The organism is Trinickia camelliae (assembly GCF_053525655.1).
The window spans coordinates 91540-116678 of the sequence record NZ_JBCHAA010000017.1 but is presented as its reverse complement, the minus strand read 5'-3'; the positions used below and the strand labels follow the sequence as shown (position 1 = coordinate 116678).

The following is a 25139-nucleotide window of genomic DNA, read 5'->3' as shown; positions in this document are numbered from 1 at the left end:
CCCCATGAACGACCCCCTGCAACCGATGCACTCGGTCCCCGCCGCGCAAGGTCTGTACGACCCGCAAAACGAGCACGACGCCTGCGGCGTCGGCTTCGTCGCCCACATCAAGGGCAAGAAAAGCCACGACATCGTTCAGCAAGGTCTGAAGATCCTCGAGAACCTCGACCACCGGGGCGCCGTCGGCGCCGATCCGCTGATGGGCGACGGCGCGGGCATCCTGATTCAGATCCCGGACGGCTTCTACCGCGAGGAAATGGCGCGTCAGGGCGTGACGCTGCCGCCCGCGGGCGAATACGGCGTCGGCATGATCTTTCTGCCGAAGGAGCACGCGTCGCGTCTCGCCTGCGAGCAGGAGCTCGAGCGCACGGTGAAGGCCGAAGGCCAGGTTGTGCTCGGCTGGCGCGACGTGCCGGTCGATCACGCGATGCCGATCTCGCCGACCGTGAAGGCGACCGAGCCGCTGATCCGCCAGATCTTCATCGGCCGCGGCAAGGACATCATGGTGACCGACGCGCTCGAGCGGAAGCTGTACGTGATCCGCAAGACCGCGAGCCACCGCATCCAGGCGCTCAAGCTCAAGCACGGCAAGGAATACTTCGTGCCGTCGTGCTCGGCGCGCACGGTGGTCTACAAGGGCCTGCTGCTGGCGGGCCAGGTCGGCGTGTACTACCGCGACCTGCAGGATGAGCGCGTCGTGTCGGCGCTCGCGCTCGTGCACCAGCGCTTCTCGACGAACACGTTCCCGGCCTGGGAGCTCGCGCACCCGTACCGGATGATTGCGCACAACGGTGAAATCAACACCGTGAAGGGCAACGTGAACTGGCTGAACGCGCGCACCGGCGCGATCGCCTCGCACGTGCTCGGCGACGACCTGCCGAAGCTCTGGCCGCTGATCTACCCGGGCCAGTCCGATACGGCGTCGTTCGACAACTGTCTCGAACTGCTTGTGATGGCGGGCTACCCGCTCGTCCACGCGATGATGATGATGATTCCCGAAGCGTGGGAACAGCACACGCTGATGGACGACAACCGCCGCGCGTTCTACGAATATCACGCCGCGATGATGGAGCCGTGGGACGGCCCCGCCGCGATCGCGTTCACCGACGGCCGCCAGATCGGCGCGACGCTCGACCGTAACGGCCTGCGTCCGGCGCGCTACCTCATCACCGACGACGACCTCGTCATCATGGCGTCGGAGGCGGGCGTGCTGCCGATTCCGGAATCGAAGATCGTCAAGAAGTGGCGTCTGCAGCCGGGCAAGATGTTCCTGATCGACATGGAGCACGGCCGCATCATCGACGACAAGGAACTGAAGGACAACCTCGCGAACGCGAAGCCGTACAAGAGCTGGATCGACGCCGTGCGCATCAAGCTCGACGAGATCGAGCCGAAGGCTGAAGACGTCGCGACGGAGCGCCGCGAAGCCGCGGCGCTGCTCGACCGCCAGCAGGCGTTCGGCTACACGCAGGAAGACCTCAAGTTCCTGATGGCGCCGATGGCGCAGCAGGGCGAGGAGGCCGTCGGCTCGATGGGCAACGATTCGCCGTTGGCCGTCATGTCGAACAAGAACAAGACGCTCTATCACTACTTCAAGCAGCTGTTCGCGCAGGTCACGAACCCGCCGATCGATCCGATCCGCGAAAACATGGTGATGTCGCTCGTGTCGTTCGTCGGCCCGAAGCCGAATCTGCTCGACACGAACAACATCAACCCGCCGATGCGTCTCGAAGTGTCGCAGCCGGTGCTCGACTTCAAGGACATCGCGAAGATCCGCGCGATCGATCAGTACACGGGCGGCAAGTTCAGCTCGTACGAGCTGAACATCTGCTACCCGGTGGCCTGGGGCAAGGAAGGCATCGAGGCGCGTCTCGCGTCGCTGTGCGCGGAAGCCGTCGATGCCGTGAAGTCCGGCTACAACATGCTGATCGTGTCCGACCGCCGCACCGATCGCGACAACGTCGCGATTCCGGCGCTGCTCGCCACCGCCGCGATCCATACGCACCTCGTGAGCCAAGGCTTGCGCACGAGCACGGGCCTCGTCGTCGAGACGGGCTCCGCGCGTGAGACGCATCACTTCGCGCTGCTCGCGGGCTACGGCGCCGAAGCCGTTCACCCGTACCTCGCGATGGAAACGCTTGCGCAGCTCGCAGCGGGCATGAAGGGCGACCTGTCGGCGGAAAAGGCCGTCTACAACTTCACGAAGGCGATCGGCAAGGGCCTGCAGAAGGTCATGTCGAAGATGGGCATTTCGACGTACATGTCCTACACGGGCGCGCAGATTTTCGAAGCGGTCGGGCTGGCTAACGATCTGGTCGAGAAGTATTTCAAGGGCACGGCGTCGAAGGTCGGCGGCATCGGCTTGTTCGAAGTGGCCGAGGAAGCGATCCGACTGCACCGCGACGCGTTCGGCGATGACCCGGTCCTCTCGACGATGCTCGATGCGGGCGGCGAGTACGCCTACCGCGTGCGCGGCGAAGACCACATGTGGACGCCCGATGCGATCGCGAAGCTCCAGCACTCGGCGCGCAGCAACTCGTATCAGACGTACAAGGAGTACGCGCACCTCATCAACGACCAGACCCGCCGTCACATGACGTTCCGCGGCCTGTTCGAATTCAAGGTCGCGCCGGCGAAGGCGATTCCGCTCGACGAGGTCGAGTCGGCGAAGGACATCGTCAAGCGCTTTGCGACGGGCGCGATGTCGCTCGGCTCGATCTCGACCGAAGCGCACGCCACCTTGGCGATCGCGATGAACCGTATCGGCGGCAAGTCGAACACGGGCGAAGGCGGCGAGGACGAGAACCGATATCGCAATGAGCTGCGTGGCATTCCGATCAAGAATGGCGACACGCTCGCGTCCGTGATCGGCTCGGAAGTCGTGCGCGACATCCCGTTGAAGGACGGCGATTCGCTGCGCTCGAAGATCAAGCAGGTCGCGTCGGGCCGCTTCGGCGTGACGGCGGAGTACCTGGCGTCGGCCGATCAGATTCAGATCAAGATGGCGCAAGGCGCGAAGCCGGGCGAGGGCGGTCAGTTGCCGGGGCACAAGGTGTCCGAGTACATCGGCAAGCTGCGCTACTCGGTGCCGGGCGTCGGCCTGATTTCGCCGCCGCCGCACCACGACATCTACTCGATCGAAGACTTGGCGCAGCTGATTCACGATCTGAAGAACGTGAACGCGTCGTCGAGCATTTCGGTGAAGCTCGTGTCGGAAAACGGTGTCGGCACGGTGGCCGCGGGTGTTGCGAAAGCGAAGGCCGATCACGTCGTGATCGCCGGCCATGACGGCGGCACGGGTGCATCGCCGCTGTCGTCGGTCAAGCACGCGGGCACGCCGTGGGAACTCGGTCTCGCCGAAACGCAGCAGACGCTGGTGCTGAACCGCCTGCGCGGCCGTATTCGCGTGCAGGCCGACGGCCAGATGAAGACCGGCCGCGACGTCGTGATCGGCGCGCTGCTCGGCGCCGACGAGTTCGGCTTCGCGACGGCGCCGCTCGTCGTCGAAGGCTGCATCATGATGCGCAAGTGCCACCTGAACACGTGCCCGGTCGGCGTCGCGACGCAAGATCCGGTGCTGCGCGCGAAGTTCTCGGGGCAGCCCGAGCACGTCGTGAACTTCTTCTTCTTCGTCGCCGAGGAAGTGCGCGAGATCATGGCGCAGCTCGGCATTCGCAAGTTCGACGACCTGGTGGGCCGCGCGGACCTGCTCGACATGAAGAAGGGCATCGAGCACTGGAAGGCGAAGGGGCTCGACTTCTCGCGCGTCTTCTATCTGCCGCAAGTGTCGGAAGACGTCGCGCGCAAGCACGTCGAGGAGCAGGACCACGGCCTCTCGCGTGCGCTCGACCACACGCTGATCGAGAAGGCGAAGGCCGCAATCGAGAAGGGCGAGCACGTGTCGTTCATCCAGCCGGTGCGCAACGTGAACCGGACGGTCGGCGCGATGCTGTCGGGCACGATCGCGAAGAAGTACGGCCACGACGGCCTGCCTGACGACGCGATCCACATCCAGTTGAAGGGCACCGCGGGCCAGAGCTTCGGGGCGTTCCTCGCCAAGGGCGTCACGCTCGACCTCGTCGGCGACGGCAACGACTACGTCGGCAAGGGTCTCTCGGGCGGCCGCATCATCATCCGTCCGACCAACGATTTCCGCGGCAAGTCGGAAGAGAACATTATCTGCGGCAACACGGTGATGTACGGCGCGATCGAAGGCGAAGCGTTCCTGCGCGGCGTCGCGGGCGAGCGCTTCTGCGTGCGCAACTCCGGCGCGACAGCGGTGGTGGAAGGCACCGGCGACCACGGCTGCGAATACATGACGGGCGGCACGGTCGTCGTGCTCGGCGAGACGGGCCGCAACTTCGCGGCCGGGATGTCGGGCGGCGTCGCGTACTTGTACGACCCGGACGGCACGTTCGCCGGCAAGTGCAACAAGTCGATGGTCGCGCTCGATCCGGTCCTGCAGCAAGTCGAGCAAGAACGCACGGTCGACCGCGCGCTGTGGCACGCGGGCCAGACCGACGAAGCGCTCTTGAAGGGGCTTGTCGAACGTCACTTCCAGTTCACCGGCTCGCCGCGTGCGAAGGCGCTGCTCGAGAATTGGGATGCGGCGCGCCGTCAGTTCGTGAAGGTCTTCCCGACCGAATACAAGCGCGCGCTCGGCGAACTCGGTGCGAAGAAGGCAGGCAAGGAAGCCATCGCCGCCTGATACGCATCCGTCGACCATCACCTGCGAATTGCGAAGCACCCGCCGCTTGAGCGGCGGGCGCCGATCCCCTCACCGATACAGAGATTGAGAAGAGAACCCCATGGGCAAGGCAACCGGTTTTCTCGAGTACGAACGCCGCCACGAGGCGTATGAAGCACCGCTCACGCGAGTGAAGCACTACAAGGAATTCGTCGCGGCGCTGACCGACGACGAAGCGAAGATCCAAGGCGCGCGTTGCATGGACTGCGGCATTCCGTTCTGCAACAACGGCTGCCCGGTGAACAACATCATCCCGGACTTCAACGACCTGGTGTTCCATCAGGATTGGAAGCACGCGATCGAAGTCCTGCATTCGACCAACAACTTCCCCGAGTTCACGGGCCGCATCTGCCCGGCGCCGTGCGAAGCGGCGTGCACGCTCGGCATCAACGCGGACCCGGTCGGCATCAAGTCGATCGAGCACGCGATCATCGATAAGGCCTGGGCCGAAGGTTGGGTCGCGCCGCAGCCGCCGAAGCACAAGACGGGCAAGAAGGTGGCCGTCGTCGGCTCGGGTCCTGCGGGTCTCGCGGTCGCGCAACAGCTGGCGCGCGCCGGGCACGACGTGACGGTGTTCGAGAAGAACGACCGTATTGGGGGTTTGCTGCGTTACGGCATCCCTGACTTCAAGCTCGAAAAGTGGCTGATCGACCGCCGCATGCGCCAGATGGAAGCGGAAGGTGTGACGTTCCGCGCCAACGTCTTCATCGGTAAGGATCCGCTTCCGGCGCACATCGGCAACACGGCGAAGGAAACCGTCACGCCGGCTGAACTGAAGGAACAGTTCGACGCCGTGGTGATCGCGGGCGGCGCGGAAACGCCGCGCGACTTGCCGGTGCCGGGCCGCGAACTCGCGGGCATCCACTACGCGATGGAATTCCTGCCGCAGCAAAACAAGGTCAACGCCGGCGACAAGGTGCCCGACCAGCTGCTCGCGAAGGGCAAGCACGTCGTCGTGATCGGCGGCGGCGATACGGGCTCGGACTGCGTCGGCACGTCGAACCGCCACGGCGCGAAGAGCGTCACGCAGTTCGAGCTGCTGCCGCAGCCGCCGGAAGAAGAGAACAAGCCGCTCGTGTGGCCGTACTGGCCGATCAAGCTGCGCACGTCGTCGTCGCATGAGGAAGGCTGCGAGCGCGATTGGTCGGTGGCGACGAAGCGCTTCGAAGGCAAGAACGGCAAGGTCGACAAGCTGATCGCCGCGCGCATCGAGTGGAAGGACGGCAAGATGCAGGAAGTGCCGGGCTCCGAGTTCGAGCTGAAGGCCGATCTCGTGCTGCTCGCGATGGGCTTCACGCAGCCGGTGTCGCCGGTGCTCGAAGCGTTCGGCGTCGACAAGGACGCGCGCGGCAACGTGCGTGCGGCGACCGAAGGCGACAAGGCGTATTACACGTCGGTCGAAGGCGTGTTCACGGCGGGCGACATGCGCCGTGGCCAGTCGCTCGTCGTGTGGGCGATTCGCGAAGGGCGCCAATGCGCGCGCTCGGTCGACGCGTTCCTGATGGGGCATTCGGATTTGCCGCGCTAATTTGCCACGATAAAGCGATCGATCCGGAGAGTCCCCGCCAAGTCAAAGAGCAGGGGCAGGTGGAGACGATAAAGCAGTAAAGAAGGCCGGGCGCCCGTAAGGGTGACCCGGCCTCGTTTCTTCTGACTGCGCGCCGCGTACGCGCGCAGTAAAGTAAAGAAATCGAACGCGATAGACAGGTCGCGATACCCGTACTCGGCCAACCGACGAACGGAGGCGCTCGTGGACGACGACTGGCAACGCTGCTTCATCGCACTCGCACCCGATGCGGCGACGCGACAGATGCTTACCGGGCTTCCTTCGCCGCCGGTCGCCAGGCGCGTACCGGTCGACCAATTGCATCTGACGATCGCGTTTCTGGGGACGATTTCTGCTTGCAAGGGCGGCTTGCTCGGCTATTCGCTGTCTTCGGTTGTCGAGGCGCTGCCGGTATTTCGCACGGAGCGCATCGAGCATTGGCCCGGGCCGGCGCATCCCCGGCTGACAGTTGCGGTGCTCGCGAGATCCGAGGCGCTGTTTGCGCTCGCCGCGCGTCTTAGGGCGGTGCTGGAAGCGCTGGAATTGCCGATGGACGATCGCGCGTTCCGTCCACACATCACGCTTGCACGCTTTCCGCGTGACGCGTCGGCGCTCTGCGAATTGCCGGTGCCGGTTGCCGGGTTGTCGATCCGTTTCGATACGCTCGCGCTCTACTCGAGCACGCTCGCGCGGCATGGGGCGCGCTATAGCGAGCTGGCGTCGACGGCACTGCCCGATGAAGAGGAAAACGGAGCCGCCACCGGTTAGCTGGCGAATGCATGCGCCAAACGCGCCAAACGCACTACGCCCGATAGCGCGCCAGCGTCAGTCCGTCGAGATCGATTTCGGGCTTCGCGCCCGTGACGAGATCCGCGACCACCTTCCCCGATCCCATCGACATCGCCCAACCCGTCGAGCCGTGCCCGAGGTTGAGCCACAGCCCGTCGATGCCGCACGGGCCGAAGAGCGGCGCGCCGTCGGGCGTCATCGGCCGGCGGCCGACCCAGAATTGCGCGGTCGATGGCTTCGCCGCGTGCGGGAACCAGTCGTCGAGCACTTGCATGAGCGTCTTCAGCGCTTGTTCGCGCAAGGTCGCGCGGCGGTCGCCGAGTTCCGCCGTGCCCGCGATCCGCAGGTTCGGACCGAAACGCGTGATCGCCGTCTTCAGCGATTCGTCCATCAGCGCGGCGCGCGGCGCTTTTTCGTCGTCGACGACGGGCAGCGTCGCCGAGTAGCCCTTCACCGGATAGAGCGGGACATTCACCCCGAGAGGCGCAAGCAGGTCCGCGCTGTCGGCGCCTAGCGCGGTGACGACCGCGTCGGCAGGCAGCGTCTGTTGATGGCCCCGCGCGCCGTCGACAGCGCCTTCGATACGCACGCCGCGCACTTTGCCGCCTTGCACGTCGAGCGAAACGACACGCGTGTCGAAGCGGAACCGCACGCCGTTCGCTTCGCAGACCGCACGCAGCTCGCGTGTGAAAGTCGCGCAATCTCCGGCTTCGTCATCGGGCAGGTAGAGCCCGGCATACGGCTCTTGTTTCGCCCAGCGCAAGCCCGGCTCGATCTGCACGCATTCGGTGCCGCTCACCTCGCGATGCGCGATGCCTGCTTCGCGCAGCACGGCGAGCGCGGGCTGAGCGAGCTTCACATCGAACTCGCTGCGAAAGAGCTGCAAATAGCCTTGGCTGCGTCGGTAGTCGAACGCGTGTTGATTGCGGAACTCGTGCAGGCACGCGCGGCTGTAATACGCGACGCGCTGCATCCGCTCCTTGTTCACGCGGAACCGCGCGAGGTCGCATTCGCGCAGCCACCCCGCGATCCAGCGCCATTGCGCGGCATCGAGCGTCGGCCGGAAGATCAGCGGCGACGCGGGCTTGAACAGGTACTTGAGGATCTTGGTCGGCATGCCGGGCGCGGCCCACGGCGTCACGTAGCCGGGCGCGATCACGCCCGCGTTGCCGAAGCTGGTGGCAAGCGCGACGTCGGGCTCGCGCTCGATGACGGTGACGTCGCAGCCTTTTTCCCGCAGGTAAAACGCGGTGGCGACGCCGATCACGCCGCCGCCGAGGACTATCGTATGCATGGTCGAAATACGTGGTGAGGCTTGAGTGCGGCGTCGCTTTACGGCGTGGGCTCAGGAGCGGGCGCGGCGAGCGACTTGCCGCGCGTCTCCGGCAGCGCGAGCGCCGCGAGAATCACGAGCAGATAGCCGCCGCCGGCGACGAGCCCGATCGCTTTGACGAGCGCCATCGATTGCGACAGCACGCCCACCAGAATCGGGAAGAACGAGCCGAGCCCGCGCCCGAGGTTGTAGCAGAAGCCCTGGCCCGAGCCGCGGATCGCATTCGGATACAACTCGGACAGATAGGCGCCGACGCCCGCGAAGATCCCCTGTACGACGATACCGAGCGGAAAGCCGAGCAGCAGCATCGCGCCATCGGTGATCGGCAGCATCGTGTAAGTCATGCCGAGCACGAACGAGCCAAGCGCGAACAGGATGAACGACGCGCGCCGGCCGATCTTGTCGGAGAGGATCGCGCCGACGATATAGCCGCAGAACGAGCCGACGATCAGCACGACCAGGTATCCGCTCGTATTGAACACCGACAGATGGCGCACGGTTTTCAAGTACGTGGGCAACCACGTGGTGATCGCGTAATAGCCGCCGAGCATCCCGGTGCACAGCGCGCTGCCGAGGAGTGTCGCCTTCAGGTGTGGCCCGGAGAATATCTGCAGGAAATGGGAGGTGTCGAGCCCCGCGTCGCGTGCGCGGCGCGTCGCCAGGAAGATCTCGGGATCGCTCACGTTGCGGCGGATATAAATAATCCACAGCGCCGGCACGATGCCGATCCAGAAGCACGCGCGCCACGCGTATTGCTCGGGTAAGAGCGCGAAGAAGGCCCAGTAGAGGATGGCCGCGGCGCCCCAGCCGAACGACCAGCTGCTCTGCACGGTGCCGACCGCCTTTGCGCGATGCTCGGGCGAGCGGATCGTCTCGGCCATCATGATCGTGACGACCGACCATTCGCCGCCGAAGCCGATGCCTTGCAGCGTGCGCGTCGTGAGCAGTTGCCAGAACGAGTGCGTGAAGCCGGACAGGCAGGTGAAGATGGCGAAGGTGGCGATCGTCCATTGGAGCACGCGCACGCGGCCGTAGCGATCGGCGAGGATGCCGGCGAGCCAGCCGCCTGCCGCCGATGAGATCAGCGAACTCGTCGCGATCATGCCCGCTTCGCTCTTCGTCATGCCCCAGGTCGCTATAAGCGTCGGGATCAGGAACGAGTAGATCATGAAGTCGAAGGCATCGACCGCATAACCGCCGAACCCGGCGTAGAGCGTGCGGCGCTCGCGCGTCGATAGTTCGGTGAACCATTGGATGGACCGCATCGGGTAGGTCTCCTGATATAGCAGGTCGAGGAGACCCGCCTTGGTTTGGCGGGTATTTTACGGCGCACTTGGACAGACAGGCCAGTGATCAAAAAGCGCAGCGCAAGCGCGGGCGGCGGCAGGCGATGGTTGTGCGCGCAACCATAGTGGAGGCCGCGAAAGGAAACGCTCAGCCCAACGTCAATCCGCCGTCGACATGGATCACCTGGCCGGTGATATGACGCGCCGCTTCGGAAAGCAGGAAGGCGATCAGCGCGGCGACGTCGGCCGGATCGGCGACGCGGCTAAGCGGTGTGGCCTGCTCCGCATGCGTCCAGACGGCGGCGTTCTCGGGCGACGGCCCGCGATCTTTGCGCGTGTAGCCGGGCGCGACGCAGTTCACCGTGACGCCGTGGGGCGCGAGTTCGGCGGCTGCCGTCTTGACGAGCGATTCGAGCGCGGCCTTGGCGGCCGCCGTGGCGGCGAACGGCGCGTCCGCGCGATAGCGATGCGCGACAAACGAGCTGACCGCGACCACGCGCGCACAGCTCGACGTTTCGAGCGCGGCCGCCGCGCGCCGCACGAGCGCCGCGAACGCGCCGGGCATCGACGCGAACGATTCGGCGAGCGTATCGGCGTCGAGCGACGCGAGTGTCTGGCGCTGAGCGTGGCCGGCGTTGGCCACCAGTTGATCGAGCGCGCCGAATTTCGCAAGCGCAGTGTGGACGATGTGCTCGGGCGCGCCGCGCTCGGCGAGATCGCCGTGCACTGTCGCGCAAGTCGCGCCAAGCTCGACGCACTTCACCGCGACGGCTTCGAGTCGTCTGCGCGATTCGGCATCGGCGCCGCGCGAGTGCAGCATCAAGCCGACCCGGGGTGCGGCGATCTGCCGGGCCAGCGCCGCGCCGATTCCGGAACCTGCGCCGGTAATCAGGACGACCCGGTCGAACGCGGACGCGCCGCGGGCCTCGACCGCGGTCTGAGCGAGCGGGCGCTCGCCGGCGGGCCCCCCGGGCGCGTTCATGCGACGGCGCGCTCGGCGGAGCGCTCGACCTCGAGCGTCTCGGTGTGGAGCGCCGCGAGCGACTCGCGGTGCGCGATGCTCACGATCGCCGCTTTCGGCAGCCGCTCGTTGAAGAGGTGATAGAGACGCGCCTCGTTTTCGGTGTCGAGCGCGCTCGTCGCTTCGTCGAGGAACAGGTAGTCGGGCTTGTGCAGCAGCACGCGCGCACCCGCGAGACGCTGCTGCTCGCCGGGCGACAGCACGCGCTGCCAGTGCGCGGATTCGGCGAGGCGGTTGGCGTAGCCTTCGAGGCGGCAGACGCGCAGCGCCTCGCGGCATTCGTCGTCGCTGAAGGTATCGGCGGACGAGGGGTAGGCGAGCGCCGCCTTCAGCGTGCCGATCGGCAGATAGGTCTGCTGCGGGATGAACATCATGCGCGCGCCGACGGGCGCATCGATCGCCCCGTCGCCGAACGGCCAGAGGCCTGCGAGAGCCCGCATCAGCGTGCTCTTGCCCGCGCCGGACGGCCCGCGTACGAGCCAGCGCGAGCCCGGCTTGATGGCGACGTTGCCGATCGTCGTGAGCGCCGTGCCGTTGGGCAGTGCGAGCTTCAGGCCCTCGGTGGTGAGCGCGTTCGAATCGACGTAGTGCAGATTGATGCCGCCGTGCTCGGTGGCGGGCAGCACCGATTCCTTCAGGTGCGTCGCGCCCATCACGCGCTTGAATTCGCGCAGACGGTTCACCGTGGCGCGCCAGTCGACCAAGCTCGAGTAACTGTTGATGAACCACGAGAACGAATCGCTGACGGTGCCGAAGGCGCCTGCGATCTGCGTCAGTACGCCCAGTGTGTACGCGCCGGCGAAGTACCGTGGCGCCGCGACGAGCAGCGGGAAGATGCTCGCGATTTGCGCGTAGAAGATGCTGACGAAGTTAAGGCGCATGTTGTACTTCATCACGAGCCACCAGTTGTCGCGAATACGCGAGAAGATGTTTCGCGCAGTGGCGTTTTCCGTTTGCATGCCTTCGTAGAAGGCGATCTGCTCGGCGTTCTCGCGAACGCGGATGAGGCCGAAGCGGAAATCGGCTTCCACGCGCTGTTGCTGGTAGTTGATCGACACCAGCGGATGAGCGAACTTGTGCAGCACGTACGAGCCGCCTAGCGCATAGAGGGCGGCGACCCACACCATGTAGCCCGGGATCTGGATCGGGGTGCCGCCGAGCGTGATGGAGAGCGCGCCGGAGACGGTCCAAAGAATCGTGACGAACGAGACGAGCGTGACGACCGTCGATAGCAAATCCAGCGATAAGGAAAGCGTGTTTGCCGCGAACGAGTTGAGGTCGTCGGTGATCCGCTGATCGGGGTTGTCGGCGAGCCGGTCCCGTTCGATTCGATAGAACGTCCGCTCACCGAGCCATTGATGCAGAAATTGGTTGGTCAGCCACTGACGCCAGCGGAAACCGAGCATCTGCCGGAGGTAGAAGCGGTAGACAGCTATCGCGATATAAGGGAAGACGTACGCGGCAAAGACCAACAGGAGGTGCGGAAAATGCTGCGCGTCCTTGTTTTGCAGTGCGTTGAAGAAATCCCTGTTCCAATCGTTCAGACGGACGTTGACCCACACGAGCGTGAGATTCATCACGACGATCGCAACGAGCAGCGTCCAGGCGATCTTCCATTCTTCGGACACCCAATAGGGCTTGATCAGACTCCATGCGGAGATATTGTCCGGATTTGGCGGCACGCTGCTTGGCGAGGACTTGGAAGGGGTTGGGTTCATGAGCTTCCCGATGAAGTGCCGGCTCACGGCAGTAGCGACACGTGCCACATGAAGGCGGCACGAAACGCCTGATTTTTGCGTGAGCCTCTTAAATGAGTCTTAACGGTCCTGGCGAGCGGTTCCGGCTGGGGTGGACAGAGACAAGGCTTGGCTGCGCCGGGCTCGAGTGCGCCGGTTACGCGTCCGTTGCGCGCGTCTGTGCTCACGGCATTGTGCCAGACAGTCGCGCCTGTCTTAATAACGTTCGCGGACTATCGTTACAGCGTATTCCGGCCGCTTTCCGGAGGGTAAGAAATTGGGGCGCGTTATCCCATTTTGTTGACTTGAACCGAGGGGGCGGGACATTCCCGTTTGCGGCAGTTTCGCCTTTTATGGTCTAATGGCCGTCGACGAAACAGGGGTGCTTTGCATGCGGGCAGCACGGTAATACCGCAGTGAGGCTGAGAGAGACCCTTTGCACCCGATCCGGGTAATACCGGCGCGGGAAGTTTCCGGAAGCCACCTTGGCTTCCATCGGATTTCGATTCCCGCCGGGCTGTGTCCATCATTCGTGGGCCTAACGTCCGGCCGGCCTTACCCGCCGGTTTCGTCCTTGGGTACGTGCGCTTTGCCGTACAGAAAGGATCGATCCGATGAGCGTTCAATCTTCAGTTGTTTCCTCGAAAGCCATGTCAAGCCGCCCGGATTTTGCCGTGCTCGGCGGCGGGCTGTGCGGTCGTTTGCTGGCTTGGCGGCTGGCGGGCGACGGCCATAGCGTGGCCCTTTACGAACGCGGCGATGCGGCGGGCTCGGGCGCGGCTGCCTGGGTCGCGGCGGCAATGCTCGCGCCGCTCGCCGAAGCGGCGAGCGCCGAGCTGCTGATCACCGAGCTTGGCGCCGAGTCGCTCGACGCGTGGCCCAAGCTGCTCGCTCAATTGCCTGAACCAGTCTACTTCCAGCGCAACGGTACGCTCGTTGTCTGGCATCACTCCGATCGCGCCGAAGCGTCGCTGTTCGAGCGGCGCGTGCGCGCGAATGCGCCGGCGCCGTTGTTCGAAGGCGGGTTCGTGACGCTTTCGGGCCCGCAAGTCGACGAAGCCGAGCCGGCGCTCGGCGGACGCTTCCACCAAGGCTTGCTGTTGCCGCGCGAAGGGCAGCTCGACAATCGCCAAGTGCTTTCCGCGCTTGCTGCGGGTCTTTCCGAGCGCGGCGTGGCGGCGCACTGGAATACGAGCGTCGACGACCGCGCCTTGCCGGACGCGCGCATCACGATCGATTGCCGTGGACTCGGCGCGAAGCCGGTGCTGCCCGCATTGCGCGGCATCCGCGGCGAAGTGGCGCGCATCCACGCGCCCGGCATCGGACTCACACGCCCGGTGCGGTTGCTGCACCCGCGCTATCCGCTCTACATCGCGCCGAAGCAGGACGACATTTACGTGATCGGCGCGACCGAGATCGAAGGCGAGGATATGTCGCCCGTCAGCGTGCGCTCGGCGCTCGAGCTGCTGAGCGCGGCGTTTTCGGTGCATCCCGCCTTCGGCGAGGCGCGCATCCTCGAATTGAATTCGCAGTGCCGCCCGACGCTGCCGGACCATCGTCCGGCGATCACGTGGGATGGGGCGACGACGCTGTCGGTGAATGGCCTCTACCGGCACGGCTACATGATCGTGCCCGAAGTCAGCGCATGTGCGGCGCGGCTCGCGGGCGCGCTGCTCGAAGGGCGCATCGCCGATGCCGACGCGTTCGCCGAATGGCGTGCCAACGACCGCTGGGCGCCGATGCTGCATCAGAGCGGCATCGCAAGTCCTCTCGAGGGATCGAATGCGGGCGAGCGGACGATGCCGCGCGCCGAAGCCTGAACCAGACTCAGATTCAGAAAGCCATGGATATCCAGATCAATCAAAAGCCGCTGTCGCTGCCGGAAGGCGCGAGCATCGCCGACGCGCTCGCCGCGTTCGGCGCGCGCCCGCCGTTCGCGGTCGCGCTCAACGGCGACTTTGTCGCCCGCGCGCAGCATGCGGCGCGCGCGTTGCAGGCGGGCGACAAGCTCGACGTCGTCCAACCCGTTGCCGGCGGCTGACGCGGCCGCACAACGACCATTCGCTCTAACTGTTTTGTTTGAGCGGCTGCCGGATCGACGCCTCGGTCGACCGCAGTCCGCCGCCTGAGCCCAAGGATTCTCCGATGACTTCCAACCTCGCCGCCGATTCGCTGACGCTGTACGGCGAAACTTTCGCGAGCCGCGTGCTGCTCGGCACGTCGCGCTATCCGTCGCTGCAGTCGCTGTCCGATTCGATCGCGGCCGCGAAGCCCGGCATGGTCACGGTGGCGCTGCGCCGCCAGATGAACGCCGAGACTGCCGAAGCTGGCTTCTTCGACTTGCTCAAGCGCCACGGCGTGCCGCTCCTGCCGAACACGGCGGGCTGCCAGAGCGTCGCCGAGGCGGTGACGACGGCGCAGATGGCGCGCGAAGTCTTCGAAACCGATTGGATCAAGCTCGAGCTGATCGGCGACGACTACACGCTGCAGCCCGATCCGATCGGCTTGGTCGAAGCGGCGGCAAAGCTCATCAAGGACGGCTTCAAGGTGCTGCCGTACTGCACGGAGGATCTCGTGATCGGCCGGCGTCTGCTCGACGCGGGCTGCGAGGCGCTGATGCCGTGGGGTGCGCCGATCGGCACGGGCAAGGGCGTCGTCAATCCATATGGGCTGCGCGTGCTGCGCGAGCGTCTGCCGGACGTGCCGCTGATCGTGGACGCCGGGCTCGGCGTGCCGTCGCATGCGTGCCAGGTGATGGAGTGGGGTTTCGATGGCGTGCTGCTGAACACGGCCGTGTCGCAGGCGACGCATCCGCCCGTGATGGCGCGTGCGTTCGCACAGGCCGCCGAGGCGGGGCGCAGCGCTTACTTGGCCGGTCCAATGGCCGAGCGCGACAGCGCGCAGGCGAGCACGCCGGTGGTCGGCATGCCGTTCTGGCATCACGCGGGGGATGCGGCATGAGGACTTTGTCGTTTGCCGATCGCGAAATTTTCTGGCCGCCTGCCGACGAATTGACCGAAGCCGCGGAGCGCATCCGTGCGCGGCTCGGCGATTGGCCGGCCGCGAACGCGCCGTGGCGCATTTGCCTGATCGCCCCGGATGAGCCGCGCGCCGGCGATCTGATTGTCTTCACCGAACAGAAAGCGGGCGCGCCCGGCCACACCGGCAGCATCGACCACTGGCTCGCGAAAGGCGCTGGCGCGATCGAGGCGGCTTCCGGCGATGTGACGCTGCGTCTCGGCGAGGTCCGTTACGCGCTGCAAAGCGCCGGCCCGCTCGCCGAGGACTGGCTTGCCGCGCTTGCGGGCTTCCTCGACTGTGGATTTGAGCCGCACGACGCGCTCGTGCTCGCGCTAGCGTGGCGCGACGGTGACGAAACGCGCGCCGACGACGCCTGGCCGGTCGATCTGTCCCGCTTTCCGCGCGTCGCCGGCTTGCCGGCGGCGCCGACGCCCGCGTTCCCGCGTTGCCCCGAGCGGCTCGGCCTCTATCCGGTGCTGCCGAGCGCCGACTGGGTCGAGCGCGTGCTGGACTACGGCGTGAAGACCACCCAATTGCGCTTGAAACGCGCTGAATCCGAAGTCCTGGCCGCCGAAATCTCGCGCTGCGTGACGGCGGGCCGCAAGCACGACGCCCAGGTCTTCATCAACGATCACTGGCGCGAAGCGGTCGCGGCGGGCGCCTACGGCGTGCATCTCGGCCAGGAAGACGTCCACACGGCCGATCTCCGTGCGATCGCGGCGGCTGGCCTGCGCCTCGGCCTGTCGACGCACGGCTACTACGAGATGCTGACCGCGCTTCACTTCAAGCCGAGCTACATCGCGCTCGGCGCGGTCTTCCCGACCACCACGAAAGTGATGCCGACCGCCCCGCAGGGCTTGGCGCGGCTCGCCCGTTACGTGCGCTTGCTTGAGGGCGTAGTGCCGCTCGTTGCGATCGGCGGCATCGACGGCGCCGTCATGGCCGACGTCCTGGCGACCGGCGTCGCCAGCGCCGCGGTCGTGCGCGCCGTGACCGAGGCCGCGGACCCCGCCGCGGCCGTCGTTGCGTTGCAACAAATATTCGCGTAATAATCGATTGTCATGATTGCAGTTAAAAGGTAAGGGGCGCGCGGCGGCAACATTTGCACGGAGGCCCTATAATTCGCCTTCCGCGTAAAAGGACTGTCAGCTTCGTGCCTTCTCCTTCCGAGACCCTTCTCGAGCTTCGCAACGTCGACTTCGGCTACAACGACGGCCGGCTCGTCCTGTCGAACCTGAACATGCGCTTTTCGCGCGGTCAGGTGGTGGCGGTCATGGGCGGCTCCGGCTGCGGCAAGACCACGGTGCTGCGCCTGATCGGCGGCCTCGTGCGTGCGCGCCGCGGCGAGGTCCTGTTCCAGGGCCAGAGCATCGGCAAGCAGACCCGCGAGGGTCTCTACGCGCTGCGCCGCAAGATGGGCATGCTGTTCCAGTTCGGCGCGCTCTTCACCGATATGTCGGTGTTCGAGAACGTCGCCTTCGCGCTGCGCGAGCACACCGACCTCCCCGAAGAACTGATCCGCGACCTGGTGTTGATGAAGCTCAACGCCGTGGGCCTGCGCGGCGCGCGCGATCTCGCGCCGTCGGAGATTTCGGGCGGGATGGCGCGGCGCGTGGCGCTCGCCCGTGCGATCGCGCTCGACCCCGAGCTGATGATGTACGACGAGCCGTTCGCCGGCCTCGATCCGATCTCGCTCGGCATCACCGCGAACCTGATCCGCACGTTGAACCAGGCGCTCGGCGCGACCTCGATCCTCGTCACGCACGACGTGCCCGAATCGTTCGCGATCGCCGATTACGTCTACTTCCTCGCGAACGGCGCCGTGCTCGCGGAAGGCACGCCCGCGCAACTGCGCGAGTCGACCGACCCGACGGTGCGCCAGTTCATCGACGCCGCCCCTGACGGCCCGTTCAAGTTCCACTACCCCACTCAAACGTCGCTGGCGGCGGATTTCGGCGTCGGCGGAGGGCACGCATGATCAGCGCAATCGGACGGTCGGTGATCGAAGGCGTGGAGAAGGCCGGCTACGCGGCGCGCATGTTCGTGCGGCTCGTGCTCGAATTCTTCCCGCTTCTGCGCCGGCCGCGTCTTGTCACAAAGCAGATCCACTTCGTCGGTAACTATTCGCTCGTGATCATCGCGGTCTCGGGCCTGTTCGTCGGCTTCGTGCTCGGCTTGCAGGGGTACTACACGCTGAACCGCTACGGGTCCGAGCAGGCGCTGGGCCTTCTGGTCGCGCTGTCGCTCGTGCGCGAGCTCGGGCCGGTCGTCACGGCACTCCTGTTCGCGGGCCGCGCGGGCACGTCGCTCACCGCCGAAATCGGCTTGATGAAGGCGGGCGAGCAGCTGACGGCGCTCGAAATGATGGCCGTCGATCCGCTCAAGACCGTGATCGCGCCGCGCATGTGGGCGGGCATCATCTCGATGCCGATCCTCGCCGCGATTTTCAGCGCGGTCGGCATCTTCGGCGGCTATGTGGTCGGCGTGATCATGATCGGCGTCGATTCGGGCTCGTTCTGGTCGCAGATGCAGGGTGGGGTGGACGTGTGGCGCGACGTCGGCAACGGCGTCATCAAGAGTCTCGTGTTCGGTTTCGCGGTGACGTTCGTTGCGCTCTTCCAGGGCTACGAAGCCAAGCCGACGCCGGAAGGCGTCTCGCGCGCGACGACCAAGACGGTCGTCTACGCGTCGCTGGCCGTGCTCGGTCTCGATTTCTTGCTGACGGCGCTGATGTTCAGCTAAGCCCGTGTTCGAGCAGCGGTGCGCGGCGCGCATCAGCGCCACACCTGCTCGATCCCGCGGCCATGGTTTCTATTGGGATGACGATGAAAAAGAATGCTCTAGACTTCTGGGTCGGCTTGTTCGTGGTGCTTGGTTTTATCGCGTTGCTGTTTCTCGCGCTGAAGGCCGGCAACATGAGCTCGCTGTCGTTCCAGCCCACTTATCCGGTCAAGCTCAAGTTCGACAACATCGGCGGCCTGAAGGTGCGTGCGCCGGTGAAGAGCGCGGGCGTGGTGGTCGGCCGGGTCGCTTCGATCGGCTTCGATTCGAACACGTATCAAGCGGTGGTCACGATCGATCTCGACAAGCAATACGAATTCCCGAAGGACACCTCGGCGAAGATCCTCACGGCGGGCCTGCTCGGCGAGCAATACATCGGCCTCGATCCGGGCGGCGACACCGACATGCTCAAGGCGGGCGACACGATTTCGATGACGCAATCGGCGATCGTGCTCGAAAACCTTATCGGACAGTTTTTGTACAGCAAGGCAGCGGATTCGGGCGCTTCCAAAGCGCCGGCGGCGTCCGCGCCGGCTGCAGCACCGGCCCCGGCATCGGGCGCCGGGGGCTGAGAGAGCCAGTCAAGGAGAACAAGAAATGCAAACCACATGCATCAGAAATGCGGCGCTTGCGCTCGCGGTGACGGCCCTGGCCGGCTGCGCGACCGTGGAGACGCCGACCAAGGGTGATCCACTCGAGGGCTTCAACCGGACGGTGTTCAAGTTCAACGACACCGTCGACACGTACGCGCTCAAGCCGGTCGCGAAGGGCTACGCCTGGGCCGTGCCGCAACCGGTGCGCACGAGCGTCACGAACTTCTTCTCGAATATCGGCGACGTCTACATCGCGGCCAACAATCTGGCGCAATTGAAGATCGCCGATGGCGTCGGCGACATCATGCGCGTCGTGATCAACACCGTGTTCGGCGTGGGCGGCCTGTTCGACGTCGCGACGCTCGCGAAGCTGCCGAAGCACACGGCCGACATGGGCATCACGCTCGGTCACTACGGCGTGCCGCCGGGGCCGTACCTCGTGCTGCCGCTGTTCGGCCCGAGCACGGCGCGCGACGCGGTCGGGTTGGTCGGAGACTACTTCGGCAACCCGTTGACGTATGTCGAACCGTCGTCGGTCAGCTGGTCGCTGTGGGGCGTGAATCTGATCAACACGCGCGCCAACCTGCTGCAGACCGGCGACGTGTTGAGCGGCGCCGCGCTGGACAAATACTCGTTCATCCGCAATGCGTATTTGCAGCGCCGCCAGTACCTGATCTCGGACGGCGGCGCCAATGCCTCCTTGCCGAACTACGACCAGTCGCTGCCGAATTACGGCGCTGAAGGCGCCGAAGCGGCGACCCCGGCTTCGGGGGCGGCCGCTGCACAGGCCGCGTCAAGTGCCGGGGCAGCGGCCGCGGCGCCGGCGGCGGCCGCATCGGGCGCTTCGGGTGCCGAGGCGACCACGCCTGCAACGCTCGGCGGTCCGAATGGGGAGGCTCAGCAAGTGCCGGCGCAGCAGTTTGTGCCGCCGTCGCAGGGCGTGCCGTCGCTGCACCTGCACTTGCCGTAACCGGAAACAACATCGGCGCGAGACGCGGATAATGTCGCGGTAACAGTTCGAGACAATATTTGCCGTTTCGCGCTAGTCAGCGCGCTGAACTCGCGTAATGCTGAGTGCTCCAAGGCTAGCGCTCTTATTCATCCAAGGTAGACGATGAAAAAATTCTTCCTGATTTCTCTGTTTGCAACGTTTTTTTCGTTCGGCGGCGCGGCGTTTGCGCAAACCGTCGATACCAGCTCGCCTGACGGCATGGTCAAGACCGTCACGCAGCAAGTCCTCGACCAGATCAAGTCCGATCCGACGATCAAGAGCGGCGACATCAATCGTGTCACGCAGTTGGTGAACGAGAAGATCCTGCCGTACATCGACTTCCGCCGCACGACGATGCTCGCCACGAGCCGTGCATGGCGCACCGCCACGCCGCAGCAGCAAGACCAGTTGGTCGAGCAATTCAAGATGCTGCTGATCCGCACCTATGCCGGCGCGCTCTCGCAAGTGCGCGACCAGCAGATTCAATACAAGCCGTTCCGCATGAGCCCGGACGATACCGATGTCGTCGTGCGTTCGGTCGTGATGAACAACGGTCAGCCGATCGAACTCGACTATCGCCTGTACAAGACTGCGCAAGGCTGGCGCGTCTATGACCTGAACGTGCTCGGCGCGTGGCTGATCCAGACGTATCAGCAACAGTTCAACGAAAAGATCCAGCAAAGCGGCGTTGACGGCCTGATCCAGTTCCTCACGCAGCGCAACCAACAGCTTGCCGCCGGCAAGGCGTCGTGAGTCCTTCAATGAACCGCTTCAGCACCGGCAGCACGTTGACCCACGCGAGCGCGAACGCCGCGCTCGCTGCTGGGCTCAAGGAGATCGGCGGCGGCGCGACCGGCGTCGATTGCGCGCCGCTCTCGCAATTCGACTCCTCCGCGCTCGCCGTGCTGCTCGCATGGCAGCGCGCCGCGCAGGCACGTGGCGCCGCCCTCGAAATCGTCAATCTCCCTGCCGGTCTTGCGAGTCTCGCGCAAGCCTATGGTGTCGACACGCTGCTGTCGGCACGACATCGACCCTCACTCGATACCATCTCGGCGCCGCTTTGAAGCGTGCGGGCCTCCGGGCACGCCGCTCAACACCCCCGGCGCGACAGGTCGGCTCAGCCGAGTTGTCCTATAATCAAACGTTTTTTGGGGCATCCAACCGGCCCCAATTCCGTTCCCGCTTTCACCTGAATCGCACCTGTTAGGCGCCGCCGACCCAGGCCGCGCACACCCATGTCAGCCATAGAAATCCGTAACGTCAAGAAGCGCTACAAGGATCTGCAAGCGCTCAAGGGCGTCAGCTTTTCGGTCGAGGAAGGCGAGTTTTTTGGCCTGCTCGGACCGAACGGCGCGGGCAAGACAACGCTCATCAGCATTCTCGCAGGGCTCGCGCGCGCCGACGAAGGCAGCGTCGCGGTGCGCGGGCATGACGTCGTGTCCGACTTTCGTCAGGCGCGGCGCGCGCTTGGCGTCGTGCCGCAGGAGCTCGTGTTCGATCCTTTCTTCTCGGTGCGCGAGACGCTGCGTATCCAGTCGGGCTACTACGGCCTCAATCGCAACGACGACTGGATCGACGAAGTGATGGCGAACCTCGATCTGACCGAGAAAGCCGATGCGAACATGCGCGCGCTGTCGGGCGGCATGAAGCGGCGCGTCCTCGTTGCGCAGGCGCTCGTGCACCGGCCGCCGGTGATCGTGCTCGACGAGCCGACCGCGGGTGTCGACGTCGAATTGCGCCAGACGCTGTGGAAGTTCATCGCGCGCCTGAACCGCGAGGGCCACACGATCGTGCTGACCACGCACTACCTCGAAGAAGCCGAATCGCTGTGCGACCGCATCGCGATGCTGCGGCGGGGCGAGGTCGTGGCGCTGGAGCGCACGAGCGCGCTGTTGCAGCGCTTCGCGGGCATGCAGCTTTTCATCCGCTTCGCGACGGGCGTATTGCCCGCCGAGCTGCGCGGTCTCGAAGTGGACCCGGCTGCGGCCGGAACCCGTCAGCATTTGCTGCGCCTCTCCAGCTACGACGACGTCGAACGCATCCTCGCGCAATGTCGCGCGGGCGGCTGCACGTTCGAAGAAATCGAAGTCCGCAAGGCCGATCTCGAAGATGTTTTCGTGCAGGTGATGAACGGACCGGAAGTGATCGAGGGGCTCGCATGAGCGGTTTTCGTACGCTGTTTTATAAAGAGATCCTGCGCTTCTGGAAGGTCGCGTTCCAGACGGTGCTCGCGCCGGTCATCACCGCGCTGCTCTATCTGACGATCTTCGGCCATGCGCTGCGCGGTCACGTCGAGGTGTATCCCGGCGTCGAGTACACGAGCTTCCTGATCCCGGGTCTGGTGATGATGAGCGTGCTGCAGAACGCGTTCGCGAACAGCTCGTCGTCGCTGATTCAATCGAAGATCACGGGCAACCTGGTGTTCGTGCTGCTGCCGCCGCTCGCGCATTGGGAGATGTATGGCGCCTACGTGCTTGCGGCGGTCGTGCGCGGGCTCGCCGTTGGGCTCGGCGTGTTCGTGGTGACGATCTGGTTCATCCCGATGAGCTTCGCAGCGCCGCTCTACATCATCGCGTTCGCCGTGCTCGGCTCGGCGATTCTCGGCACGCTCGGGCTCATCGCGGGCATCTGGGCCGAGAAGTTCGATCAGCTTGCTGCGTTCCAGAACTTCCTGATCATGCCGCTCACGTTCCTCTCGGGCGTGTTCTATTCGACGCATACGCTGCCACCCGTGTGGCGCGAAGTGTCGCGGCTCAATCCGTTCTTCTACATGATCGACGGCTTTCGCTATGGGTTCTTCGGGCTGTCGGACATCGACCCGCTCGTCTCCCTCGCGATCGTCGGCGGTTTCTTTATCGTGCTGGCTGTGGTCGCGATGCGTATGCTCGCGTCCGGCTACAAACTGCGTCACTGAAAGTCTGTGCGCTTGGGGCGGCCCGGCGCACATTGACAAGGAGCATTTCATGTTGCCGACTCCTGAACAGGTCAAGCAATACATCGAGTCTGGCCTCAAGTGCCAGCACCTCGAAGTCGAAGGCGACGGCCAGCATTTCTTCGCGACCATCGTTTCCGATGCGTTCGAGGGCAAGCGGCTGATCCAGCGGCATCAACTCGTCTACGCGGCGCTCGGCGAGCGCATGCGTGAAGAAATCCACGCGCTCAGCATGAAAACGCTGACGCCTGCCGAATGGCAACCCGCATAATTTGTATTTGGAAAGCTAGTGCGCATTACTCAAGACACCCGCGACGCCGCGAGCGGCGCCGCCACGGCAAGCCCGGCCGCTGATCGGGCACACCAAGGACCAAGCATGGACAAGTTCGTGATCGAAGGCGGTCACCGGCTCGCGGGAGAAATCACCGTGTCCGGAGCGAAAAATGCTGCGTTGCCGATTCTGTGTGCAGGACTGTTGACGGCCGAGCCCGTCCATCTCGACAACGTCCCCAATCTGCAGGACGTGCGCACCACGCTCAAGCTGCTCGGCCAGATGGGCGTGCGCGCCGAGGCCGCCGATGGCCACGTGCACCTCGACGCCTCGCGCGTCGACAACCTCGTCGCCCCGTATGAGCTCGTGAAGACGATGCGCGCGTCGATCCTGGTGCTCGGGCCGCTCGTCGCGCGCTTCGGCGAGGCGAAGGTGTCGCTGCCGGGCGGCTGCGCGATCGGTGCGCGTCCGGTCGACCAGCACATCAAGGGTCTGCAGGCGATGGGCGCCGAGATCAACATCGAGCACGGCTTCGTCGAGGCGCGTGCGAAGCGCTTGAAGGGCGCGCGCATCGTGACGGACATGGTCACCGTGACCGGTACGGAAAACCTGCTGATGGCCGCCGTGCTCGCCGATGGCGAGACCGTGATCGAGAACGCGGCGCGCGAGCCCGAAGTGGTCGATCTCGCGAACCTGCTCGTCGCGATGGGCGCCAAGATTGACGGCATCGGCACCGATCGGCTCGTGATTCAAGGCGTCGACAAGCTGCATGGCGCCAAGCATACGGTGGTGCCCGACCGCATCGAAGCGGGCACGTTCCTGTGCGCCGTCGCGGCGGCGGGCGGCGACGTCACGTTGCGCCAGGTGCGTCCGACGACGCTCGAAGCCGTGACGATCAAGCTGCGCGAAGCCGGCGTGACGATCGAAGAGGGCGACGATTGGATGCGCGTGCGCATGAATCAGCGCCCGAACGCGGTCAACATCCGCACCTCCGAGTACCCGGCGTTCCCGACCGACATGCAGGCGCAGTTCATGGCGCTCAACGCGATCGCGGACGGCACGTCGCAAGTCGTCGAGACGATCTTCGAAAACCGCTTCATGCACGTGCAGGAGTTGAACCGTCTCGGCGCGAATATCACGATCGACGGCAAAACGGCGCTGGTGGCGGGCGTCGAGCGGCTGTCCGGCGCCAAGGTGATGGCGACGGATCTGCGCGCCTCCGCGAGCCTCGTGATCGCGGGCCTGTGCGCCGACGGCGAGACGCTCGTCGACCGCATTTATCACCTCGATCGCGGCTACGACCGGATGGAGGCGAAGCTGACGGGTGTCGGCGCGAAGGTCCAGCGCGTATCGGGGAATCAAGCGGGCAGTCAGTCGGGGAGCCAGGCATGAGCGGGGTTGCGCCGAACGCGCCGCTGACGCTTGCGCTGTCGAAGGGCCGCATCTTCGAAGAGACGGTGCCGCTCCTGCAGGCTGCTGGTGTGGAGGTCGCGGAAGACCCGGAAACCTCGCGCAAGCTGATCCTGCCGACAACCGATGCGAACCTGCGCGTCATCATCGTGCGCGCGACCGATGTGCCGACCTACGTCGAATATGGCGCGGCGGACTTCGGCGTTGCCGGCAAGGACGTCCTGATCGAACACGGCGGCAGCGGCCTCTACCAGCCGATCGACCTGAACATCGCGCGCTGCCGGATGTCGGTTGCCGTGAAGGCGGGCTTCGACTATGAGAACGCCGTGCGCCAGGGCGCGCGCCTGCGCGTCGCGACCAAGTACGTGCAGACCGCGCGCGAGCACTTCGCCGCCAAAGGCGTGCACGTCGATCTGATCAAACTGTATGGCTCGATGGAGCTTGCGCCGCTCGTCGGCCTCGCCGACGCGATCGTCGACCTGGTCAGCTCCGGCGGCACGCTTCGCGCCAACAATCTTGTCGAGGTCGAGGAGATCATGCAGATCTCGTCGCGCCTCGTCGTGAACCAGGCCGCGCTGAAGTTGAAGCGCGCCGCGCTCAAGCCGTTTCTCGATGCGTTCGAACGCGCATCGCGCGCCGGCTTGCCGGTGGTCTGACGCTTCGTCGGGCGCGCCTAACCGTT

22 protein-coding genes and 1 riboswitch are annotated in these 25139 nt (G+C 65.3%); of the genes, 18 read left to right on the top strand and 4 right to left on the bottom strand.

Annotated elements, in window-relative coordinates; genetic code table 11:
- Nucleotides 1-4 precede the first annotated feature (4 nt).
- The 3 genes from AAHK20_RS25770 to thpR all read left to right on the top strand — a co-directional run bounded on the left by AAHK20_RS25770 (nucleotide 5) and on the right by thpR (nucleotide 7061).
- Nucleotides 5-4708, top strand: a complete 4704-nt coding sequence (locus AAHK20_RS25770; RefSeq protein WP_449184331.1) for a glutamate synthase-related protein — start codon at nucleotides 5-7, stop codon at nucleotides 4706-4708.
- A gap of 100 nt (nucleotides 4709-4808) precedes the next feature.
- The gene (locus tag AAHK20_RS25765; protein WP_449184330.1) at nucleotides 4809-6275 is read left to right on the top strand and encodes a glutamate synthase subunit beta; all 1467 of its coding nucleotides are present in this window, start codon (nucleotides 4809-4811) and stop codon (nucleotides 6273-6275) included.
- Nucleotides 6276-6497: 222 nt separating this feature from the next.
- Nucleotides 6498-7061: an RNA 2',3'-cyclic phosphodiesterase gene (gene thpR / locus AAHK20_RS25760; RefSeq protein ID WP_449184329.1), complete on the top strand. Its 564-nt coding sequence runs from the start codon at nucleotides 6498-6500 to the stop codon at nucleotides 7059-7061.
- A 34-nt stretch (nucleotides 7062-7095) separates the two neighbouring features.
- Here the strand turns inward: thpR and AAHK20_RS25755 are convergent, their stop codons facing one another.
- From AAHK20_RS25755 to AAHK20_RS25740, 4 genes are all read right to left on the bottom strand, one after another.
- Entirely contained in the window at nucleotides 7096-8376 is a 1281-nt protein-coding gene (locus tag AAHK20_RS25755; RefSeq protein ID WP_449184328.1) for a D-amino acid dehydrogenase, read from the bottom strand.
- Nucleotides 8377-8414: 38 nt separating this feature from the next.
- Complete coding sequence (locus AAHK20_RS25750; protein ID WP_449184327.1) at nucleotides 8415-9680, bottom strand: MFS transporter; 1266 nt, start codon at nucleotides 9678-9680, stop codon at nucleotides 8415-8417.
- 169 nt (nucleotides 9681-9849) lie between these two features.
- Nucleotides 9850-10683 (bottom strand): SDR family NAD(P)-dependent oxidoreductase, encoded by an 834-nt coding sequence (locus AAHK20_RS25745; protein ID WP_449184326.1) that lies wholly within the window; start codon nucleotides 10681-10683, stop codon nucleotides 9850-9852.
- On the bottom strand, nucleotides 10680-12440 hold the full coding sequence (locus AAHK20_RS25740; RefSeq protein ID WP_449184325.1) for an ABC transporter ATP-binding protein/permease: 1761 nt from the start codon (nucleotides 12438-12440) through the stop codon (nucleotides 10680-10682). The genes AAHK20_RS25745 and AAHK20_RS25740 overlap by 4 nt, the downstream gene beginning before the upstream one ends.
- 386 nt (nucleotides 12441-12826) lie before the next feature.
- A riboswitch (TPP riboswitch) is annotated at nucleotides 12827-12944 on the top strand.
- Between the two features lie 164 nt (nucleotides 12945-13108).
- Here AAHK20_RS25740 and AAHK20_RS25735 point away from each other — a divergent pair.
- The 15 genes from AAHK20_RS25735 to hisG all read left to right on the top strand — a co-directional run bounded on the left by AAHK20_RS25735 (nucleotide 13109) and on the right by hisG (nucleotide 25113).
- On the top strand, nucleotides 13109-14278 hold the full coding sequence (locus AAHK20_RS25735) for an FAD-dependent oxidoreductase (RefSeq protein ID WP_449184324.1): 1170 nt from the start codon (nucleotides 13109-13111) through the stop codon (nucleotides 14276-14278).
- Between the two features lie 23 nt (nucleotides 14279-14301).
- The gene (gene thiS, locus AAHK20_RS25730; RefSeq protein ID WP_449184323.1) at nucleotides 14302-14499 is read left to right on the top strand and encodes a sulfur carrier protein ThiS; all 198 of its coding nucleotides are present in this window, start codon (nucleotides 14302-14304) and stop codon (nucleotides 14497-14499) included.
- Between the two features lie 104 nt (nucleotides 14500-14603).
- Nucleotides 14604-15419 (top strand): thiazole synthase, encoded by an 816-nt coding sequence (locus AAHK20_RS25725; protein WP_449184322.1) that lies wholly within the window; start codon nucleotides 14604-14606, stop codon nucleotides 15417-15419.
- Entirely contained in the window at nucleotides 15416-16528 is a 1113-nt protein-coding gene (gene thiE, locus AAHK20_RS25720) for a thiamine phosphate synthase (RefSeq protein WP_449184321.1), read from the top strand. The genes AAHK20_RS25725 and thiE overlap by 4 nt, the downstream gene beginning before the upstream one ends.
- A gap of 104 nt (nucleotides 16529-16632) precedes the next feature.
- Nucleotides 16633-17457 carry an ABC transporter ATP-binding protein gene (locus AAHK20_RS25715; RefSeq protein WP_449184320.1) on the top strand — a complete coding sequence of 275 codons (825 nt, stop codon included), beginning with the start codon at nucleotides 16633-16635 and terminating at the stop codon, nucleotides 17455-17457.
- Nucleotides 17454-18221 (top strand): lipid asymmetry maintenance ABC transporter permease subunit MlaE, encoded by a 768-nt coding sequence (mlaE, locus tag AAHK20_RS25710; RefSeq protein ID WP_449184319.1) that lies wholly within the window; start codon nucleotides 17454-17456, stop codon nucleotides 18219-18221. Before AAHK20_RS25715 ends, mlaE begins: the two co-directional genes overlap by 4 nt.
- An 83-nt stretch (nucleotides 18222-18304) precedes the next feature.
- Nucleotides 18305-18832 carry an outer membrane lipid asymmetry maintenance protein MlaD gene (gene mlaD / locus AAHK20_RS25705; protein WP_449184318.1) on the top strand — a complete coding sequence of 176 codons (528 nt, stop codon included), beginning with the start codon at nucleotides 18305-18307 and terminating at the stop codon, nucleotides 18830-18832.
- A 25-nt stretch (nucleotides 18833-18857) separates the two neighbouring features.
- Entirely contained in the window at nucleotides 18858-19823 is a 966-nt protein-coding gene (locus AAHK20_RS25700) for an MlaA family lipoprotein (protein ID WP_449184317.1), read from the top strand.
- Between the two features lie 144 nt (nucleotides 19824-19967).
- Nucleotides 19968-20597, top strand: coding sequence for an MlaC/ttg2D family ABC transporter substrate-binding protein (locus AAHK20_RS25695; protein WP_449184316.1), 630 nt, complete (start codon nucleotides 19968-19970; stop codon nucleotides 20595-20597).
- A gap of 8 nt (nucleotides 20598-20605) precedes the next feature.
- Nucleotides 20606-20908 (top strand): STAS domain-containing protein, encoded by a 303-nt coding sequence (locus tag AAHK20_RS25690; RefSeq protein ID WP_449184315.1) that lies wholly within the window; start codon nucleotides 20606-20608, stop codon nucleotides 20906-20908.
- 171 nt (nucleotides 20909-21079) lie between these two features.
- Nucleotides 21080-22006: an ABC transporter ATP-binding protein gene (locus AAHK20_RS25685; RefSeq protein ID WP_449184314.1), complete on the top strand. Its 927-nt coding sequence runs from the start codon at nucleotides 21080-21082 to the stop codon at nucleotides 22004-22006.
- Nucleotides 22003-22758 (top strand): ABC transporter permease, encoded by a 756-nt coding sequence (locus AAHK20_RS25680; RefSeq protein WP_449184313.1) that lies wholly within the window; start codon nucleotides 22003-22005, stop codon nucleotides 22756-22758. Before AAHK20_RS25685 ends, AAHK20_RS25680 begins: the two co-directional genes overlap by 4 nt.
- A gap of 49 nt (nucleotides 22759-22807) precedes the next feature.
- Nucleotides 22808-23047: a BolA family protein gene (locus tag AAHK20_RS25675; protein ID WP_449184312.1), complete on the top strand. Its 240-nt coding sequence runs from the start codon at nucleotides 22808-22810 to the stop codon at nucleotides 23045-23047.
- A gap of 105 nt (nucleotides 23048-23152) precedes the next feature.
- Nucleotides 23153-24439, top strand: coding sequence for a UDP-N-acetylglucosamine 1-carboxyvinyltransferase (gene murA / locus AAHK20_RS25670; RefSeq protein ID WP_449184311.1), 1287 nt, complete (start codon nucleotides 23153-23155; stop codon nucleotides 24437-24439).
- A complete protein-coding gene (hisG, locus tag AAHK20_RS25665; RefSeq protein WP_449184310.1) occupies nucleotides 24436-25113 on the top strand; it encodes an ATP phosphoribosyltransferase in 678 nt (225 codons plus the stop codon). The genes murA and hisG overlap by 4 nt, the downstream gene beginning before the upstream one ends.
- The last annotated feature ends 26 nt before the right edge of the window (nucleotides 25114-25139 follow it).

Bases quoted from the DNA above. Each gene is read 5' to 3' on its own strand.
- AAHK20_RS25765 (WP_449184330.1), top strand. From the start codon at position 4,809: ATGGGCAAGGCAACCGGTTTTCTCGAGTACGAACGCCGCCACGAGGCG.
- AAHK20_RS25770 (WP_449184331.1), top strand. From the start codon at position 5: ATGAACGACCCCCTGCAACCGATGCACTCGGTCCCCGCCGCGCAAGGT.
- AAHK20_RS25680 (WP_449184313.1), top strand. From the start codon at position 22,003: ATGAGCGGTTTTCGTACGCTGTTTTATAAAGAGATCCTGCGCTTCTGG.
- AAHK20_RS25750 (WP_449184327.1), bottom strand. From the start codon at position 9,680: ATGCGGTCCATCCAATGGTTCACCGAACTATCGACGCGCGAGCGCCGC.
- AAHK20_RS25740 (WP_449184325.1), bottom strand. From the start codon at position 12,440: ATGAACCCAACCCCTTCCAAGTCCTCGCCAAGCAGCGTGCCGCCAAAT.
- AAHK20_RS25695 (WP_449184316.1), top strand. From the start codon at position 19,968: ATGAAAAAATTCTTCCTGATTTCTCTGTTTGCAACGTTTTTTTCGTTC.
- AAHK20_RS25685 (WP_449184314.1), top strand. From the start codon at position 21,080: ATGTCAGCCATAGAAATCCGTAACGTCAAGAAGCGCTACAAGGATCTG.
- thiE (WP_449184321.1), top strand. From the start codon at position 15,416: ATGAGGACTTTGTCGTTTGCCGATCGCGAAATTTTCTGGCCGCCTGCC.
- thiS (WP_449184323.1), top strand. From the start codon at position 14,302: ATGGATATCCAGATCAATCAAAAGCCGCTGTCGCTGCCGGAAGGCGCG.
- AAHK20_RS25745 (WP_449184326.1), bottom strand. From the start codon at position 10,683: ATGAACGCGCCCGGGGGGCCCGCCGGCGAGCGCCCGCTCGCTCAGACC.
- AAHK20_RS25675 (WP_449184312.1), top strand. From the start codon at position 22,808: ATGTTGCCGACTCCTGAACAGGTCAAGCAATACATCGAGTCTGGCCTC.
- mlaE (WP_449184319.1), top strand. From the start codon at position 17,454: ATGATCAGCGCAATCGGACGGTCGGTGATCGAAGGCGTGGAGAAGGCC.
- AAHK20_RS25725 (WP_449184322.1), top strand. From the start codon at position 14,604: ATGACTTCCAACCTCGCCGCCGATTCGCTGACGCTGTACGGCGAAACT.
- mlaD (WP_449184318.1), top strand. From the start codon at position 18,305: ATGAAAAAGAATGCTCTAGACTTCTGGGTCGGCTTGTTCGTGGTGCTT.
- murA (WP_449184311.1), top strand. From the start codon at position 23,153: ATGGACAAGTTCGTGATCGAAGGCGGTCACCGGCTCGCGGGAGAAATC.
- AAHK20_RS25690 (WP_449184315.1), top strand. From the start codon at position 20,606: ATGAACCGCTTCAGCACCGGCAGCACGTTGACCCACGCGAGCGCGAAC.
- AAHK20_RS25755 (WP_449184328.1), bottom strand. From the start codon at position 8,376: ATGCATACGATAGTCCTCGGCGGCGGCGTGATCGGCGTCGCCACCGCG.
- AAHK20_RS25700 (WP_449184317.1), top strand. From the start codon at position 18,858: ATGCAAACCACATGCATCAGAAATGCGGCGCTTGCGCTCGCGGTGACG.
- AAHK20_RS25735 (WP_449184324.1), top strand. From the start codon at position 13,109: ATGTCAAGCCGCCCGGATTTTGCCGTGCTCGGCGGCGGGCTGTGCGGT.
- hisG (WP_449184310.1), top strand. From the start codon at position 24,436: ATGAGCGGGGTTGCGCCGAACGCGCCGCTGACGCTTGCGCTGTCGAAG.